General features: G+C 65.2%; 14 protein-coding genes. 8 read left to right on the top strand and 6 right to left on the bottom strand.

What is annotated here, in order from left to right; genetic code table 11:
- The first annotated feature begins 605 nt into the window (after positions 1 to 605).
- From BJI69_RS05595 to BJI69_RS05580, 4 genes are read left to right on the top strand one after another with little or no spacing between them, the layout of a single operon-like run.
- Positions 606 to 1097, top strand: coding sequence for a MarR family winged helix-turn-helix transcriptional regulator (locus BJI69_RS05595; RefSeq protein ID WP_046966506.1), 492 nt, complete (start codon positions 606 to 608; stop codon positions 1095 to 1097).
- A 12-nt stretch (positions 1098 to 1109) separates the two neighbouring features.
- Positions 1110 to 3236, top strand: a complete 2127-nt coding sequence (locus BJI69_RS05590; RefSeq protein WP_046966507.1) for an FUSC family protein — start codon at positions 1110 to 1112, stop codon at positions 3234 to 3236.
- Positions 3226 to 3423: a DUF1656 domain-containing protein gene (locus BJI69_RS05585; RefSeq protein ID WP_046966508.1), complete on the top strand. Its 198-nt coding sequence runs from the start codon at positions 3226 to 3228 to the stop codon at positions 3421 to 3423. Before BJI69_RS05590 ends, BJI69_RS05585 begins: the two co-directional genes overlap by 11 nt.
- 11 nt (positions 3424 to 3434) lie before the next feature.
- Entirely contained in the window at positions 3435 to 4454 is a 1020-nt protein-coding gene (locus BJI69_RS05580; protein ID WP_046966509.1) for an HlyD family secretion protein, read from the top strand.
- Positions 4455 to 4482: 28 nt separating this feature from the next.
- Here the strand turns inward: BJI69_RS05580 and BJI69_RS05575 are convergent, their stop codons facing one another.
- Together BJI69_RS05575 and BJI69_RS05570 are read right to left on the bottom strand one after the other, a co-directional pair.
- Positions 4483 to 5079 carry a GNAT family N-acetyltransferase gene (locus tag BJI69_RS05575; RefSeq protein WP_046966510.1) on the bottom strand — a complete coding sequence of 199 codons (597 nt, stop codon included), beginning with the start codon at positions 5077 to 5079 and terminating at the stop codon, positions 4483 to 4485.
- A 10-nt stretch (positions 5080 to 5089) separates the two neighbouring features.
- Positions 5090 to 5296 carry a YdcH family protein gene (locus BJI69_RS05570; protein ID WP_046966511.1) on the bottom strand — a complete coding sequence of 69 codons (207 nt, stop codon included), beginning with the start codon at positions 5294 to 5296 and terminating at the stop codon, positions 5090 to 5092.
- A gap of 101 nt (positions 5297 to 5397) precedes the next feature.
- Here BJI69_RS05570 and ttcA point away from each other — a divergent pair, with 101 nt between their 5' ends.
- The 4 genes from ttcA (at position 5398) to BJI69_RS05550 (ending at position 9324) form a co-directional block, all read left to right on the top strand.
- The gene (gene ttcA / locus BJI69_RS05565) at positions 5398 to 6276 is read left to right on the top strand and encodes a tRNA 2-thiocytidine(32) synthetase TtcA (RefSeq protein ID WP_046966512.1); all 879 of its coding nucleotides are present in this window, start codon (positions 5398 to 5400) and stop codon (positions 6274 to 6276) included.
- Between the two features lie 33 nt (positions 6277 to 6309).
- A complete protein-coding gene (locus BJI69_RS05560) occupies positions 6310 to 7497 on the top strand; it encodes an amino acid aminotransferase (RefSeq protein ID WP_046966513.1) in 1188 nt (395 codons plus the stop codon).
- A 75-nt stretch (positions 7498 to 7572) separates the two neighbouring features.
- Positions 7573 to 8481: a recombination-associated protein RdgC gene (locus BJI69_RS05555; RefSeq protein WP_046966514.1), complete on the top strand. Its 909-nt coding sequence runs from the start codon at positions 7573 to 7575 to the stop codon at positions 8479 to 8481.
- Positions 8482 to 8556: 75 nt separating this feature from the next.
- Positions 8557 to 9324 carry a M48 family metallopeptidase gene (locus tag BJI69_RS05550; RefSeq protein ID WP_046966515.1) on the top strand — a complete coding sequence of 256 codons (768 nt, stop codon included), beginning with the start codon at positions 8557 to 8559 and terminating at the stop codon, positions 9322 to 9324.
- A 35-nt stretch (positions 9325 to 9359) separates the two neighbouring features.
- Here BJI69_RS05550 and BJI69_RS05545 read toward each other — a convergent pair whose 3' ends face one another.
- Genes BJI69_RS05545 through BJI69_RS05530 form a run of 4 tightly spaced genes read right to left on the bottom strand, consistent with a single transcriptional unit; the run spans position 9360 to position 16356 of the window.
- Positions 9360 to 10358: an alpha/beta fold hydrolase gene (locus tag BJI69_RS05545; RefSeq protein ID WP_125902990.1), complete on the bottom strand. Its 999-nt coding sequence runs from the start codon at positions 10356 to 10358 to the stop codon at positions 9360 to 9362.
- Positions 10359 to 10365: 7 nt separating this feature from the next.
- Positions 10366 to 12216, bottom strand: coding sequence for a M1 family metallopeptidase (locus BJI69_RS05540; protein WP_046966516.1), 1851 nt, complete (start codon positions 12214 to 12216; stop codon positions 10366 to 10368).
- Positions 12217 to 12263: 47 nt separating this feature from the next.
- Positions 12264 to 13013: a bifunctional demethylmenaquinone methyltransferase/2-methoxy-6-polyprenyl-1,4-benzoquinol methylase UbiE gene (gene ubiE, locus BJI69_RS05535; protein ID WP_046966556.1), complete on the bottom strand. Its 750-nt coding sequence runs from the start codon at positions 13011 to 13013 to the stop codon at positions 12264 to 12266.
- 49 nt (positions 13014 to 13062) lie between these two features.
- Complete coding sequence (locus BJI69_RS05530) at positions 13063 to 16356, bottom strand: dermonecrotic toxin domain-containing protein (protein ID WP_125902988.1); 3294 nt, start codon at positions 16354 to 16356, stop codon at positions 13063 to 13065.
- Positions 16357 to 16360 lie beyond the last annotated feature (4 nt).

The following is a 16360-nucleotide window of genomic DNA, read 5'->3' as shown; positions in this document are numbered from 1 at the left end:
AATCCATTGGTTCGGCTGTTTTCGCGCTTCGCTCCGCGGCCGGGCAGCTTCGACACAGCCTTCCGAGGCCCCGCATCGCCGCACCGGTTCCTTGCCGGCGCCCAGTTGACGGAGAAATGTGTGCCGAAAATGCGGGTAAGCCCGTCCGCCCTCTATCCCCGGTGGCCCTTGAGTCGAATACTGCGTCTAACCGGCTCACAGCGGGAGTGGCGATGAGCGAGTTTCGTTGGATCTGACAGCAATCGGGCTGGCCCTTCACGTGGCAAGCCGACGTCCTTGCGTCCGACTTGCGCGACTGCCAGCGCGTCCAGGGCCAGCTCATGCCTGAAAAGGGGGTGCGTGGGATAGGCCACCGCGGGCGGGGTTGGGTGAACGGTAATGGGCTAGGCGCACCTGGCTGCCCGCGAAATGCCCCGGTTAAAGCCCGAAAAAGGTGTTCACTGCGCGTCTTAAGGGTAATTGGCGTCTTTAAGGGTCAAGTGCTGGGCTTAAGCGCTGGCGACAACTTAGGGGCGAATAGGCTGCTATTCCAAGAATGCAACAGGTATTGATAATACAGAAATGAACTATATACTTATGAGGCAATCCGCCGACAGGACGCCCTCATGAGTGATTTCGCCCCCACCGAAGCTCGGCTACAGGTCACGCGCTCGAAATATCCGGGCTTCCCGCGCGACCCGGCGGCGCTTGTCCGGCTGATCAAGCATCTCTACAAGGAGATCCACGACGAAGCCAACGCGGTGATGAAGCCCTACGGGCTCAATCATCCTGAGTACAACATCCTGATGATGATGTACGGCTCGCCGGATAACGCGCTCAATCCCTCGCAACTGGCCGATGCCGCTGGCGAAAAGTCGGCCAACGTGACCCGGCTGACCACGCAGCTCTGTGAGAAGGGCTACATCGCGCGCGCCTCCAGCGAAGACGATCGGCGCAAGGTCACGCTGACGCTGACCCCCGAAGGTATCGCGCTGATCGAAAGCTTCCTCCCCGATATCGTCAGCCTTCTGTTCCGGCAGACCCGCAAGCTGGATGCCACCGAACAGGCCCAGCTCGAGGTCCTGCTGAAGAAGATGCTCGCCGGGTACGGCGAGTAAGAAGCACCCCTCATGTCCGCGTCCGATCTCGCCATCACACCACCCGCCACCCGCCAGGTCGTCGTCGAGACGCTGCGCGAGGAGGCCTCCGTGTGGCTGTTCGTCGTGAAGACGCTGATCGCATTCTTCCTGACCGGCTGGCTGGCCATGCGCTTCGCTTTGCCGGCGCCGTCGACCGCCATGCTGACCACGGTCATCGTGGCGAACCGGCAGTCGGGCATGGTGCTGGCGAAGAGCTTCTACCGGGCCATCGGAACGCTGGCCGGGGCCACGGCGGCCATCGCCATCGTCGCGTCGTTCCCGCAGCAGCGGGATCTTTTCCTCGTTGCGCTCTCCCTGTGGATCGGCCTGTGCGCGGGCGGAGCCACGCTGTACCGCAATTTCAAGTCGTACGCCTTCGTCCTGGGTGGCTATACCGCGGCGATCGTCGCGATCCCCGTGATCGACAATCCGCCCGGTGTCTTCGATTCCTCATGGGCTCGCATCAGCGAGGTGTTGCTCGGTCTCGCCGTCAGTGGCGTCGTCAACGACGTGGTCTTCCCCAGCCGCATGCGCGATGTGCTGCGCCGCGCCGCGCGCGAGCAGTTCTCGCACTTCGTCGCCTTCGTGCGCGACAGCACCCGTGGCCGCATGGCGCGCGAGACCATGGAGAATGCACACCTGCGCTTTGTCCGTGACGCCGTGACGTTCGAGGATCTGCGCAGCTCGGTGATTTTCGAAGATGCCGAGGCGCGTGCCCGCAGCGGCCACCTGCGTCTGTTCAACCAACGCTTCATGGCGGCCTCGACCAGCTTCCAGTCGCTGCATCACCTCATCAATCGACTCAAGCGCGCTCACCGCGACCTCGCTGCCGACACGCTGGTCCGGCTGTATGCACCCATCGGTGCCGCGCTCGATGCGCCGATCGATGCCGGCGTAGTGGCGCGCGAGTTGCTGCCACGGCTGGCGACGGCTCGCGAGAGCCTGCGTGCGCAGCGGTCGCCGTTACGCGCCTCGCTGACCGACACGCAGGACATCCGCGACTTCGATACCGGCGCCTCCTTGCTGCTGCGTTTCGTCGACGAGCTTTACGCGTATGTCGACGCCGCGGCATCGCTACAGGCGCCGCGTGTCATCGCCGCCTCGGGCGAACGCGTGCGTTTCGATCGCGGTAACGATTTCCTCGGTGCCGGTCTCGCCACCCTGCGCACCACCCTGACGATGCTCGCCCTCGGCGCCTTCTGGATCTGCAGCGCGTGGCCGCTCGGCTCCAGTGCCATGTTGCTCGCCACCGTGTTCGCCGGCCTGTTCGCGACCATTCCCAATCCGACACGTGTGACCTGGATGGTCATGCTCGGCTACCTCTCCGGCATGGCAGCAGCCTTTGTCTGCGAGTTCTTCGTACTGACCCAGGTAGACGGCTACCCGTTGCTGGTCATCGGCATCGCGCCCTTCCTGGCGATAGGGCTGGTCATGATGATGAGCAAGCGTCTCGCCTCGTATGGTCTCGGCTGGGCGATGGGCCTGGCGTACATTCTCGCGTTGAAGAACGTGCAGGTCTACGACCCGGCGCACTTCATCAACGATGCGATTGCCCAGGTCGTCGGGCTTGGCGCGGCCGCTGTGTCCTTCGTGGTCATCCCGCCTGCGATCGGCAGCGCATGGCTGCGTCGGCGCCAGCTCGCGCGGCTGCGTGGACAGGTTGCGCTCGCCGCGGAAGCACCGCTGCCAGGCCTCCGTCATCGGTTCGAGAGCGTGAACCACGACCTCGTCAGCCAGGTGGTCGCGCAGACGGAGCCGGGCAGTGCGGATTCGCGCGCCCTGATCGCCTGGGCGCTGGCGGTCCACGAGACCGGTCGCGCGCTCATCGAGCTGCGCCACGACATGGCGCGCGCGGACTTGCCGACGACGCTGCGTCCTTACCTCACCGAGGCGCTGCGTACCCTGGCCCGCTTCTACGAAAAGCCAGACGCCCCCGGTTACCTGCTGGCGCGCGACGCCGTCGCAACGGCAATCGCGAGCGTCGGCGAGCACGAGGGCGTACGCCACCTGCTCGACCACCTTCACCTCGTCCGCATGGCGCTGCTCGACGGTGAATCCGTCCTCGCTGCCTACATGCCAAACGCGCCGCTTGCCAAGGAGATCGTCCATGCCTCGTGAGATCGCACTCGGCGACGCCCTCGTTCCGGGGCTGCTCGTCCTCTTTGTCCTGGCGCTGCTTTTGCTCTGGGCGCTGGACTGGGTGGCGGGCCGCTTCGGTCTCTATCGCCTCGTCTGGCATCCGCCGCTGTTTCGCCTGGCTGTGTTCGTCTGTGTCTTCGGCGCTTGCGCGCTCTTCCTGCTCTGAGTGATCCCGTCATGAAACTGTCGACCCTCATCCGCTTCGCCGTCACCGCGATCGTCGTGCTTGTCGCGGCCCTGGTCGGGCATACCATGTGGAAGCACTACATGTATTCGCCGTGGACGCGCGATGGCCGTGTGCGCGCGGAGATCGTGCGCATCGCGCCCGACGTGGCGGGACTGGTCACCGACGTACGGGTGATCGACAACCAGACGGTGAAGAAGGGCGACATCCTCTTTGTCGTCGATCGGGCACGCTACGAAAATGCGGTGGCACAGGCCAAGGCGAACCTCAACGCCGCCGAGGCGGCCGCCCGTGCCGCCGGCGCCAGCATCAACGCCGCTTCGGCGGGCGCCGAACAGAGCAAGGCGAACTACGAGATGTACCAGGCGCAGTCCGAGCGCCGACAGAAGCTCATCAACAACGTGATTTCGGCCGAAGACAAGGCAAACGCCGCCGCCGCCGCGAACGCAGCCAAGGCCGGCTGGCAGCAGACGCTGGCCAGCACGAAGCAGGCGAGTGCGGCCCAGCAGCAGTCACTGGCGGCCGTGGCGCAGGCGCAGGTCGAACTCGCCTCGGCGCAGCTCAACCTGGATCGTACGGAAGTGCTCGCTCCGGTGGATGGCTTCGTGACCAACCTCGATGTGCGCGTGGGTGACTACGCGAACGCCGGGACGCCGCGTCTTGCCTTGATCGACAGCCATTCTTACTGGATCTACGGCTACTTCGAGGAAACCAAGTTGCCAGGGCTGCGCATCGGCGATCCCGTCGATATCCGCCTCATGAGCGGCGGTGTGCAGTTCAAGGGCTCGGTGGAAAGCATCGCCCGCGGTATTACCGATGCCGACAATCCGACCGGTAGCGACTTACTCGCCGACGTGAATCCGACCTTCAACTGGGTGCGTCTGGCACAGCGTGTCCCGGTGCGCGTGAAGATCGACGCAGACCATCTGCCGGCGGGCACGGTGTTGTCGGCAGGCATGACGGCGACCTTGATCGTCCATCCGTCGCATCCTGACGCTGTCGCCGCCCGCTAAGGGCGACGATCGGGGGGGAGGCCGGGTCTCAGGCCGGCGGCGGAGCCAGCCGCATGAGCCGCAGCTGCAGCCACTTGTCCACGTCCGGCCACTCGGTGGACAGGATGCTGTAGCAGACGGTATCGCGGAGCGAGCCGTCGGAGCGCCGCTTGTTGGCACGGAGCACGCCTTCACGTTTGGCACCCAGCTTTTCGATGGCGCGCTGGGAATCCTGGTTGTAGGCGTCCGTATGGAACGTGACCGCGACGACGCCGACGTTCTGGAAGGCGTTATCCAGCAGCAGGTGTTTGCAGGCCGTGTTGACGTGGCTGCGCTGCCAGCGGCGCGCATACCAGGTGTAACCGATGGCGACGCGGGACGGATCGTCTTCGATCTCGTAGTAGCGGGTCGAGCCGACCACCTGGCCAGTCTCGTTCTCACGTACCACCCAGGGTGACATGCGGCCCTCTTCCTGGCCGCGCAGGGCGGATTCGACGTAGTCCGTCATGCGCCCGGGGCCGGGGACCGAGGTGAACCAGAGATCCCACAGGTTGCCGTCGGCGGCGGCCTGCTCCAGCGCGGGAATATGCGCCAGGGTCATCGGTTCGAGGGTGACGTAGGCGTTTTCGAGGCGGACAGGCGTCATGAAGCGGGTCTCAGGCGTCGAGGTCGGGGATCAGGCGGCTTTCGATCCGGGAAATGGCGTCTTTCAACAGCAGCTTGCGCTTTTTCAGGCGGGTGAGCTGGAGCTCGTCCCGGCTGATGGAGGCGGCCAGGTGGTCGATGGCGGCGTCGAGGTCGCGGTGCTCGACCTTGAGCTCGGACAGCCGTTTGTTCAGTTCAGCGGGATCCGGGACCTGCATGGCGATGGCCGGGCGGGAAGAGAAGGCGCAAGTGTAACTCCCGGCGGGGTCCCCCGCAGCGGCTACAATAGGAGGCCGTCCCTCCCGAACACCGCCAACGCATGTCCGCCATCCCCGATGCCACCCGCAAGCAGAGCTACGAAGCCGGCAAGCTGGCCAAACGCCTGCGCCGCCAGGTCGGCCAGGCGATCGCCGACTACGGCATGATCGAGGACGGCGACCGGATCATGGTCTGCCTCTCCGGCGGCAAGGACTCCTACACGATGCTGGACATGCTGCTTTCGCTCCAGGCGAAGGCGCCCGTCCGTTTCGAGTTGATCGCGGTGAATCTCGACCAGAAACAGCCGGATTTCCCTGCGCACGTGCTTCCGGAGTACCTCGCGGAGCGGAGCATCCCGTTCCACATCATCGAGCAGGACACGTACAGCGTCGTCACTCGCGTGATCCCGCAGGGCAAGACGATGTGCAGCCTGTGCTCGCGCATGCGTCGCGGCGCGCTTTACCAGTGGGCGTCGGACAACGGGATCACCAAGATCGCGCTTGGCCACCATCGCGACGATATCCTCGGCACCTTCTTCCTGAACATGTTTTACCAGGGCAGCCTGAAGGCGATGCCGCCCAAGCTGCTCTCGGACGACGGCCGCCATGTGGTGATCCGCCCGCTGGCCTACTGCCGCGAAGACGATATTGCCGCTTACGCGGATGCGCGCGCCTTTCCGATCATCCCCTGCAATCTTTGCGGCTCGCAGGAGAACATGCAGCGCAAGGTGGTCAAGCGCATGCTCGAGGACTGGGAGAAATCCAACCCGGGCCGTAGCGAGACGATTTTCCGCGCGATGGGCAATATCGCGCCGTCGCAACTCACCGATCGCAAACTGTTCGACTTCGCGGCGCTCGGTGCACGCGAGGGCGCGGCGCGCGCCGACACCCATGCCTGGCTTGCCGGTGGCGACGCCGGCGACGACAACGACAACGACTAATCATCTAAAACTCCGCTTCAAGGCCTGCCGACCATGACCCTCTTCTCCGCTGTCGAACTCGCTCCGCGCGACCCGATCCTTGGCCTGAACGAAGCCTTCGGCGCCGATACGCGTCCGGACAAAGTCAATCTCGGCGTCGGCGTGTACTACGACGCCAACGGCCATGTACCCCTGCTGCGCGCCGTGCGCGAAGCCGAGAAAGCGCGCCTGGAAGCCCAGCTGCCGCGCGGTTACCTGCCCATCGATGGCATCGCGCTTTACGACGCCGCCGTACAGAAGCTGCTTTTCGGCGCTGCTTCGCCGCTGCTTGCCGAGCGTCGCGTCGTCACCGCACAGGCCCTCGGCGGTACCGGCGCACTGAAGATCGGCGCGGACTTCCTGCATCGCCTGAACCCCTCGGTGCCGGTCGCCATCAGCAACCCGAGTTGGGAAAACCATCGCGCGCTGTTCGAGGGTGCGGGCTTCCAGGTCGTGGAATACCCGTATTACGACGCCGCCACGCATGGTGTGGATGTCGAGGCCATGCTCGGCGGCCTGGCGAAGCTGCCGAAGGGCGCGATCGTCGTCCTGCACGCGTGCTGCCATAACCCGACGGGTGTCGACCTCGGTACCGAGGACTGGAAGCGCGTGATCGAAAGCGTGCGCGAGCACGGCCTCGTCCCCTTCCTCGACATCGCCTACCAGGGTTTTGGCGATGGGATCGAGGCCGACGCGATCGCCGTGCGCCTGTTCGCCGAAGCGCGCGTGCCGTTCTTCGTCGCCAGCTCGTTCTCGAAGTCGTTCTCGTTGTACGGCGAACGCGTCGGCGCGCTGTCGATCGTCACCGACTCGCATGACGAGGCGGTTCGTGTGCAGTCGCAGCTCAAGCGCGTCATTCGCACGAACTACTCCAACCCGCCGACGCATGGCGCCGCCGTGGTCGCCGCCGTGCTCAACCACGACGACCTGCGCGCCACCTGGGAAGCCGAGCTGGGCGAAATGCGCGAGCGTATCCGCACGATGCGACGTGGACTGACGCAACGCCTCGCCGCGCACGGCGACTTCGGCTTCATCGAAGCGCAGCGCGGCATGTTTTCTTATTCCGGTCTCTCGTCCGCGCAGGTGGATCGCCTGCGCGCGGAGTTCGGCATCTACGCCGTGGGCACGGGTCGCATCTGCGTGGCCGCGCTCAACGACGGCAATCTCGACCGCGTCGCCGAGGCGATCGCCAGGGTCATCTAGCCGTCCATTGCCACCTTCGCCGGCGAACGCTTGCCGTTCGCCACGGCCCTCCATTCGCAAGAGATATCCCGATACATGTTTTTTCGAAACCTGACGCTGTTCCGCTTCTCCGCTCCCGTCGCCACCGATCTCGACCGCCTCGAAGAGGCGCTGCCCGAGCATCGCCTGCGCCCGGTCGGCCCGATGGAAATGTCGACCCGCGGTTTTATCTCGCCGCTCGGCCGCAACGAGGAAGCGCTGGTCCATAACGTGGGCCGCAACACCATGGTCACGGTGGGCAGTGAGGATAAGCTCCTGCCGTCGGCTGTCGTGAACGACGAGATCGCCAATCGCGTGCAGAAGATCGTCGACGAAGAGGGCCGCAAGGTCAGCGGTCGCGAGCGCAAGCGCATGAAGGACGACGTCATGAACGAGTTGCTGCCGCGTGCTTTCGTGCGCACCTCGCGCATGTCCGGCTATGTCGACAAGAAGCACGGCTGGCTGGTGCTCGATACCTCCAGTCGCAAATCGGCCGAGAACACCCTGAGCCAGGTTCGCGAGGCCCTGGGCAGCTTCCCGGCGGTGCCCCTGGCGCCTGAAGAGTCCCCCCGCATCCTGATGACCCATTGGGTGGCCACGGGCGAGCTCCCGGCCGGCCTGGTCCTGGGTGACGAATGCGAGCTGCGTGACCCGGCCACCGCATCGGGCGCCATCGCTCGCTGCCGCCGCCAGGATCTCGACACCGATGAGATTCGTGAGCACCTGCGCACCGGAAAGCAGGTGTTCCAGTTGGGTTTGGTCTTCGACGACCGCATCTCGTTCGTGCTCGGGGAAGATCTGATCCTGCGTAAAATCAAGTTCACGGACGTGGTGCTCGACGGACAGGCGGACAGCCCCGAGTCGGCCGCCGCGGAAGCGGACGCAAACTTCGCCCTGATGGCACTCGAGTACGAGCGGCTACTGGGCAAGCTGGAAGAGTGGTTCAAGCTGCCGCGGCCGGAGTAACGCCGGAGCGGCCGCGTCGCAGGATTCGATATGGCTTGGTGGCAAGTTCGTCGGGATCGACCAGAGACTCGCGACATGGCATCTGAAGAAAGCGAATGGCTGGAACTGTCGACCCCGACGGGCGGCACCATTCGCGTGCTCAAATCGGCGCATCCGCGCGCGCGGCGGTTGCGCCTGACGGTGACGCCCAAGGGCGCTCGCCTCACCTATCCGAACGGGACGCACACGGCGCAGATGGCCGCGTTTCTTCGCCATCACGCCGACTGGCTGGAACAGAAACTCGGTGAGTTCCACCTGGACGCCACGCCGCTGCCTGCGCTCAAGGTCGGCGTGCCGACCTCGTTCCCCTTTCGTGGTGAAGAGGTCGCGCTGGACTGGGCGGAAGGCGCCTATCCGCGTGTCGATCAGCACGCGGGAGGTCTCACGCTGGTGATTCCGAAACCGCATACGCGCGCACTGATGGTGGCCCGCGGTTTGCTCGCGACGACCTTCGAAGCGCAGATTCGCCGTGACGTCTCACGCTGGCTGCCGGCGTACATCCCCGTGATCAACGCCGCGCCGACCGCGCTCAAGGTGCGCCCGCTGAAAAGCCTCTGGGGCAGCCTGGATACGCGCGATCGGATCAACCTCGATCTTGCGCTGGCCCTGGCGCCGCCGGCGGCCCTGCGCTACGTACTCGTCCATGAGTTGTGCCACCTGAAGGTGCGCAACCACTCGCCGCGCTTCTGGCATTGGGTCGAAACCGTGTTCCCCGATTACAAGGAACAGCGTGCATGGTTACGCACGCACGGCAGCGGGCTGAAGATGCAGCTGGACAGGTTGGTGGCCGACGTCGCCGACTGAGGCGGCCACACGGGCCGCCTCCATGTCACGGTGAATCAATGCGCCAGCGCGAAGCCGGTGATGATCTTCGCCGTTTCTTCCGGCTTCTCCAGCATCGGCATGTGGTTGCAGCCATTCATGATGGTCGCGCCGATCGAAGGTGAGCTCTTCAGGCCGTTGCGCAGCGTGTCCAGTGCGGAGACATCGATGATCTTGTCCTCGCGGCACCAGAGGCCGAGCACCGGCATCGACAGCTTGCCGATCACCGGATCCAGCGAGTAGGCCTGCGCGGGCTCCTTGAGCTGTTCGAACGTGTGCGCGATGAAGTCGTGGTCCTGCTGGTTGCGTGCGAGCAGGGCGTCTTCGAGGCGACCCGGAATGTTCGGCTTGACCAGGAAGATGCGGCCAAGCAGGGCTTCCAGGTCCGCGCGATCCTTGAGCAGGAACGGGTCCTTGCCGGCCTTCACGTCACGAACGAAATCGTTCTCCTTGAATGTCAGGCCGAGCGAACTCGACAGCACGAGGCTCGCCACTCGCTCAGGATGCTGATCGGCGTAGACACCGGCAATCGCGCCGCCCATCGAGTGACCGACAAGCAGGAAGTGCTGGGCGCCGACCGCGGTGGCGAACGCTTCCAGGCGTGCGGCCTGTGCCGGGATGCCGTAGTCGCCGCCTTCATTGCGCGACGACTCGCCCCAGCCCGGGAGGTCGGGAGCGATTACGCGGAAGTGATCGGTCAGGCCCTTGGCCATGGTCAGCCAGGTCTCCTTGTTCGCCGCGAAGCCGTGCAGCAGCACGATCGTCGGCCCGCTGCCGCCTTCGTAATACGACCAGGTCGTATCACCGGCGACGATCGTTTTCTTCTCCATGTGGGCGGACATGGCAAGACGCGCCGCGTCGGCCTTGAGCAGGAGCGACGGGGCGATCAGGTAGACGCCGCCCGCGCCGATGCCGAGCACGAGGGCGACGACGACGAGGAACTTGAGACGGCGAAGGAGCAGCCGCTGCCAGAGCGGACGGCTGTCGGTGGAACCGGGAGTCGGAATCTTGGCCATGCTGCGCTTACTTCTTCTTCGACTTGCCGGCGAGGATGGCTTCGACGGCCTGTTGGGTCATCGGGTGATAGCCGCCTTTCGCCTTGGCGTAGGTTTCTTTAGCAAAGGCCAGGCCTTCCGGGGTGCGCGCAAACGCGCGGTACACCGGCGTGGTCAGGTACAGGCGACCGATACGGGTCATGTGTTCGGCAGCGGCGGTCCATACGTCCTTGTCGCCGGCGGCGATGGCGTGCGCATACCAGCGCATGCCGATCTCCGCGTTCGGCGTACCGGTGAGGTGCCAGGCGGCATCGATTTCCTTGACCTTCGCCAGTGGCATGACATCCGGCATGCGATCGAGGAAGTACATCCACTCCTGGGTGTTCCAGGTCTTCGCATCGAGCTTGTCCGCCGACAGCTTGCCGGCGAGGAAGTCGGTGCGCTCCTTGTCGATGCCGTCGAAGCGGGCGGACGTGGGCAGCGGCGCGACCTTCGGGATGCCCGGCTGCCAGATCCACGCGCGTGCCTCGGCCTCGCTCATCTTGCCCGGGTACTTATCGAGCAGGTTGGTCTTGAGGTACGCGAACATCGTGTCGGTATCGATGCTCTGGAAGGCGAAGTGTGCGAAATAGCCCTTCAGGTAGGCATCGAAGGTCTCGCGGCCGAAGCGCTGTTCCAGCGTGCGCAGGAACCACGAGCCCTTGTCGTAGGCGACCGCGGACAGCGAGTCGTCGGCGCCGACGCCGCGCGCGTCCGGCGTGAGCTTCTGCGAATTGACCGGCATGTCGCCGATGGTCTTCTGCAGTTCGCGCGCGGAGAGCAGCGCTTCCTCGTCGGCGAGCGTCTTGCCGTAGACGGCCTCGGTGATACGGCCCTGGACGTAGGTGGTGAAACCTTCGTTCAACCAGATGTCGCGCCACGCGGCGCTGGTCACCAGGTTGCCGGACCACGAGTGTGCGAGCTCATGCGACACCAACGAGACCAGGCTCTTGTCGCCAACCAGCACGGTCGGCGTGGCGAAGGTCATGTTCGGGTTTTCCATGCCGCCGAAGGGAAACGACGGCGGCAGAACGAGGATGTCGTAACGGCCCCATGCGTAGGGGCCGTAAAGCTTTTCGGTGGTGGCGATCAGCTTTTCGGTGTCTTCGAATTCGTGCGCGGCCTTGCCAACCACGCTGGGCTCGGCATAGACGGCGCTACGCGGACCGGTTTCCTTCACGGCGATATCGCCGGCGGAAATCGCCAGCAGGTACGACGGAATCGGATGCGGCTGGTCGAAGGTAAAGTCGCCGTTGAGCGGATGCTTCGCATCATTGATCGCGCTCATCACCACGCGCACATCCTTCGGCGCGGCGACGTGCGCGTCGTAGGTGAAACGGATGGCAGGCGAGTCCTGCAGCGGCACCCAGGAGCGCGCATGGATCGACTCGGACTGCGAGAACATGAAGGGCTGCTTCTTGTCGGCCGTCTGGTCCGGCGTGAGCCACTGCAGGCCGGAGGCCTCGGGCACCGTCGTATAGGCGATACGCACGCTGGCCGGATGGGCCGGCGCTTCGATGGTCAGCTTCGAGCCGAGTTCCTTGTCGCGCGGGGCGAGGGCGAACTTCAGCGGGGTGGCCTTGCCCGAACCGTCCACGGCGTCGACGCTGGCGATCTTCAGGTCGCGCGTGTCGAGCACGAGGTCCTTCGCCTTGGCGTCCTTCCAGTCGAGCTTCAGCGTGGCATTGCCCGCTAGCTCGCGCTTGCCGAAGTCCAGCTTCAGGTCGAGGTCGAGGTGGGTGACCTTGACGACGGCGGGCTGGGCGTAGGAATGGGGGTCGGCGGCGAAGGCCACGACGGGGAACGCCATGGTGAGGGCAAGGACGGGGAGCAGACGCATCGAGGGGATCATCCGATGGAAGGAGAGCCCCAAGTATGCCACCCCCGTCAGAGCTTGTAGGCCCGATGGATCGCGACGATCCCACTGGTCAGGTTGCGGACTTCCACGTGCCCGAAGCCGGCGTTGAGCATCATGCCCTTCAGGGTGTCCTGGTCAGGGTGCTTGCGAATGGACTCGGCCAGGTACTGATAGCTGTCGGCGTCACCGGCAAAGAGCTTGCCCAGGCGCGGCAGGATCTTGAACGAGTGCACGTCGTAGAGCTTCGACAGGAGCGGGCTCTGCACCTTGGAGAACTCCAGCACCAGGGCGCGGCCACCGGGCTTGAGGATGCGGTGCATGTCCGCCAGCGCCTTGTCCTTGTCGGTGACATTGCGCAGGCCGAAGGCGATCGTGACGGCGTCGAAGCTGTTGTCCGGGAACGGCAGCATTTCCGCGTTCATCTGTGCCCAGCGCAATCCGGCAACGAGGCCACGATCGGTGAGGCGGTCGCGTCCGACGCCGAGCATGGCGGCGTTGATGTCGCCCACCACCACCTCGCCTTCCTCACCCACGACCGGCTTGAGCAGGGCGGCGATATCGCCCGTGCCGCCGGCGAGATCGAGGACGCGGTCGCCACGACGGACGCCGCTGACGGCGACGAAGTGGCGCTTCCACAGACGGTGGACGCCGAACGACATGAGGTCGTTCATCAGGTCGTAGTTACGCGCCACGGAGGTGAACACCTGGCCGACAAGTTTCTGCTTGTCGGCCAGGGGAACGTCGCGGAAGCCGAAATGGGTGGTTTTCTGGGAATCCATGCTGCGCATGGTACTCCGGTTCGCCCCTCCCCGGCAGCCGCGACACCGCTCAGGGACTGGCCGGTGGCAGCGTGCTCTCGACCTGGAACTGGCCCATTCCCAAGGCGAGTCGGCCTCCGCTTCGCGGGCGCGCGAAGAACACGCTCCCCGGTGCGGTGGTCGGCATGAGCAGATCGGCGAGTGGCCCATCGCCCGCCAGCCAGTAACGGCTTCGCCAGATGCCCGACATCGGTTCATACAGGCTGGCCGGGTCGATGCGCACCGAGAACGTGGTTGTTCGCGTGAGATCCGGCGCGCCCATGGCCCGTCGGATCTCGGCGATGGGTGCCGTGGGCGGTACGGTGGTCAGCCGGACACCGTTGCTGCCTTCGCCGATGTATTGCACCGATAGTTCCGCCATTTCCGTGCTGTATCGGTGATTTCCACGGGGGCGATACAGATCGCTGTTCTTGAATGGCAACTTGCCGTAGTACCAGAGATCGGCCGGGGCCTGTGCTCGCGTTACCGGATGGAGGCCGCCGGCGGCGCCGGGAACGCGAGTCAGGCGGAGCGCGGCGTCTGACGGGTCTGTTCCCGGAAGCGCCGTGCGCAGAGCCCTCTGTGCCCGTGCACGTTCCATGGCCCCGGTCCAACGAACACGCTGTGCTTCCGAAATCACGGGGGGCACGTATCCGTCTACCCGGCCGGCATACGGCGTGCGTTCGAACCTCATCCGCGTGGCGACGAGGTCGCGCTCGAAGGCGTCCGGGAAGGCCAGTTCAACCTGTGCCTGGAGTTCGTCGTAGAGGTCCGGTAGTCGTTCCGGGCTGCTCGCCAGCCCACGCCCGCTGCCGCCGCGCAGTCCGACACGGTGATAAGACCAACTCCCCGTCGCCGTGCGCTGAATCGCGGGCCCGCGGAAGGCGGTGCCCGCGTCGGGCTTCGTGAGCCGCCAGCTGGCGACGTCACTGTCATGGATGACCCGATACAGCGCGTCGTGATGCTCGATGTACGTCTTGCCACCAATCGTGTAGATGCCTTCCCGATCGGCCTGGCCGGCCTTCCGTACGTTCCTCGCCATGAAGCCTGGCTCGAAAACCACCGCGGGTTGTACAGCAGGGCTTGCCTCGACCAGACGTATGCCTGCGCGAAAGCGCGCGCCGGCGATCGCGTGTGCCGCAGCCGTCGAACTCGAGGCATACACGGGAAGCGCGGCGGAAAGCGAGGCGTTGTAGAAATCCGCGAAGTCGACGACCGCCTCGGGGTAGTCGCCGGCCTTGACGTTGTCGTAGAGGCGCCACGAGGCCTGGGCAGCCCTCGAAGGCGCGATGACGATGCCCTTGAGGACGTCCATCACGATCTGGTTGAGAAGGGTTCCGGGCTGCTGCCCGCGCAACCATGCCCAGTCCGCGCGCTCGGCGCTGCGTGCGAATACCTGCATGTTGCGCAGGCCGGACTGCACGTCGAGCTCATAGGCGGCGGCGAGGAAATCGCCATCCACTTCACGGTCCTCGAAGCGCGCCGCGGTCCGCGTATAGCCCGAGGTCGTGCTCGCCCCGAGCACCCAGTTGGCCAGATGGTCGCCGGCAAATTGCCGGGCATGTCCGTTGGGCAGCACGCGCGCATAGTCGGCAGGCAACCGGTCCAGGAGATATTCGCGGAAGGCCGGATGATAGAAGAAGCGGCGCCCGGCGTCGGCCTTGTCGTCGAACTCGCGAAACGTGACGCCGTCCGGTGCGTCAGGCGTGTAGAGGACGATGCTTTGCACGCTCTCGGCATGGCGCGCGCCGAACACGAGGATGTCGCGCAGCGGCGTGTCGAGGTAGGTCACCTGGCGCACCACGACCTCATGGCCTTCCACGCGTGCACGGCCGTCGGGAGAAGGATGGGCGAGTGCTGCCTCGACCCAGCGATAGCCACGTTCGGCATGGTCGGGACGGAACGAACGCGGGGCTTCGTCCAAGTAGTAGGACAGCCGTGCCTCGGCGGCGAGCAGCCGCATGTGCGCCCGTTGCAGATCCGTCGAATGGATGCGACGCAGCGCGGCGTCATCGCCTGATCGATACATGTGCTCCACGTAGGCTCGATAGCGTGTCGAAAGATCGAGGCCTCGTACGAGGTTTCGGATCCTCGCATCGTCCAGCATCGCGATGGGACTGCCGTCGCTCGTGCTTGCACTGAGTCGGACCGGGTCGAAGGCGGCGATGTTCTGGTAAGCAAGATCGACCAGCTTGACCTGCACGGATGCCGGGCCCTCGAACAGGCTCTGCAACGATTCCAGGCGTGCGGCCGGGTCGGTGCTTCGGTCGATATGCACCAGGATGCCGGCTGGGTCCCCGGTGACGCCCAGCGCGCGCAGGCGCTCGGCGATCGCTTGCGACGCGTAGGTCCGCAGGTCCGATGCCGGATGCAGTCCGGCCGCGCCTTCGCGCCCCGCGATCGATCGCAAGGTGTCCTGATAGCTGCTGTTCGCGTCGCGCCAGCCCGTGGCGACGGCGACGGGAACACGTTCGAGCCGTTGTTCGTTGAGGGCGGTGAGGAGGGCGGCATGACGGAAGGCAAGCATGGCCCCGACGTCGAACGTGCGCTCCAGGCGCAGGGCGTCGAATGCCGTGTCCGCAAGCACTCGTGTCCGCGACGATGCATCGTCGTCCAGGGTGTACTCGAACCAGGCCTGGCGAAGTTTATCCTCCTGTACGCGCATCACGCGGTCAACGAGGGTCGTGAAGGGATTGCCGGTTATCTCCCGGGAGCTCACGAACGGATCGGGGCCGATGCTGCCCAGGTGCTGGCGAGCGATACCGGCGAGGTCGACGGTGTGAACGAGCGCCAGGCGCGCGCGTCGTTCCAGTTCGGCGTGGGCGTCGACCAGACGAGGAAAGGATTCCCAGCCGCGATCCGGCGAGAGAACCAGGGTGCGATCGGCATCGTGTTCGTGATGCAACAGCAGGACGCCGGCGTAGGCGGTGTCGTTGAACATCAGTTCACGAATGGTTGCTCCAGGAGCGAGCGACGGGACCCCGGTGGACGTCAGCGAGCGAATCGACGCCAGTTCGTTGGCGTCGAGACGACCATCCTGGTGGGCGAGCACGGCGAGGTCGTGAGTGGCGTCGGCGATGCGACTGGCCAGTGCGCGACGTCGCGAATCGCGCCCGGAAGTGTCGGTGGTGGGGCTATTCCAATAGGTCTCCAGGGCGACCAGGTAACTCGCCTGGGTGTCGGGTTCCTCCTCAGACGGGAAGGGTGGGATCGCCGCCTGTTCGTTGGCCAGCCAGGCCTGGAAACCGACAACGCGATGGAACGCCTCCAGGCTTTCCTGGAAGCGGCTTTGTGTCTGGACGGGTGGGGATGGTGGCGGACTCATGTCC

The sequence above is a fragment of the Luteibacter rhizovicinus DSM 16549 genome (assembly GCF_001887595.1).
In the GTDB taxonomy this organism is placed as follows: domain Bacteria; phylum Pseudomonadota; class Gammaproteobacteria; order Xanthomonadales; family Rhodanobacteraceae; genus Luteibacter; species Luteibacter rhizovicinus.
The sequence above is the reverse complement of the archived record's forward strand: the minus strand, read 5'-3'. Positions and strand labels throughout refer to the sequence as shown.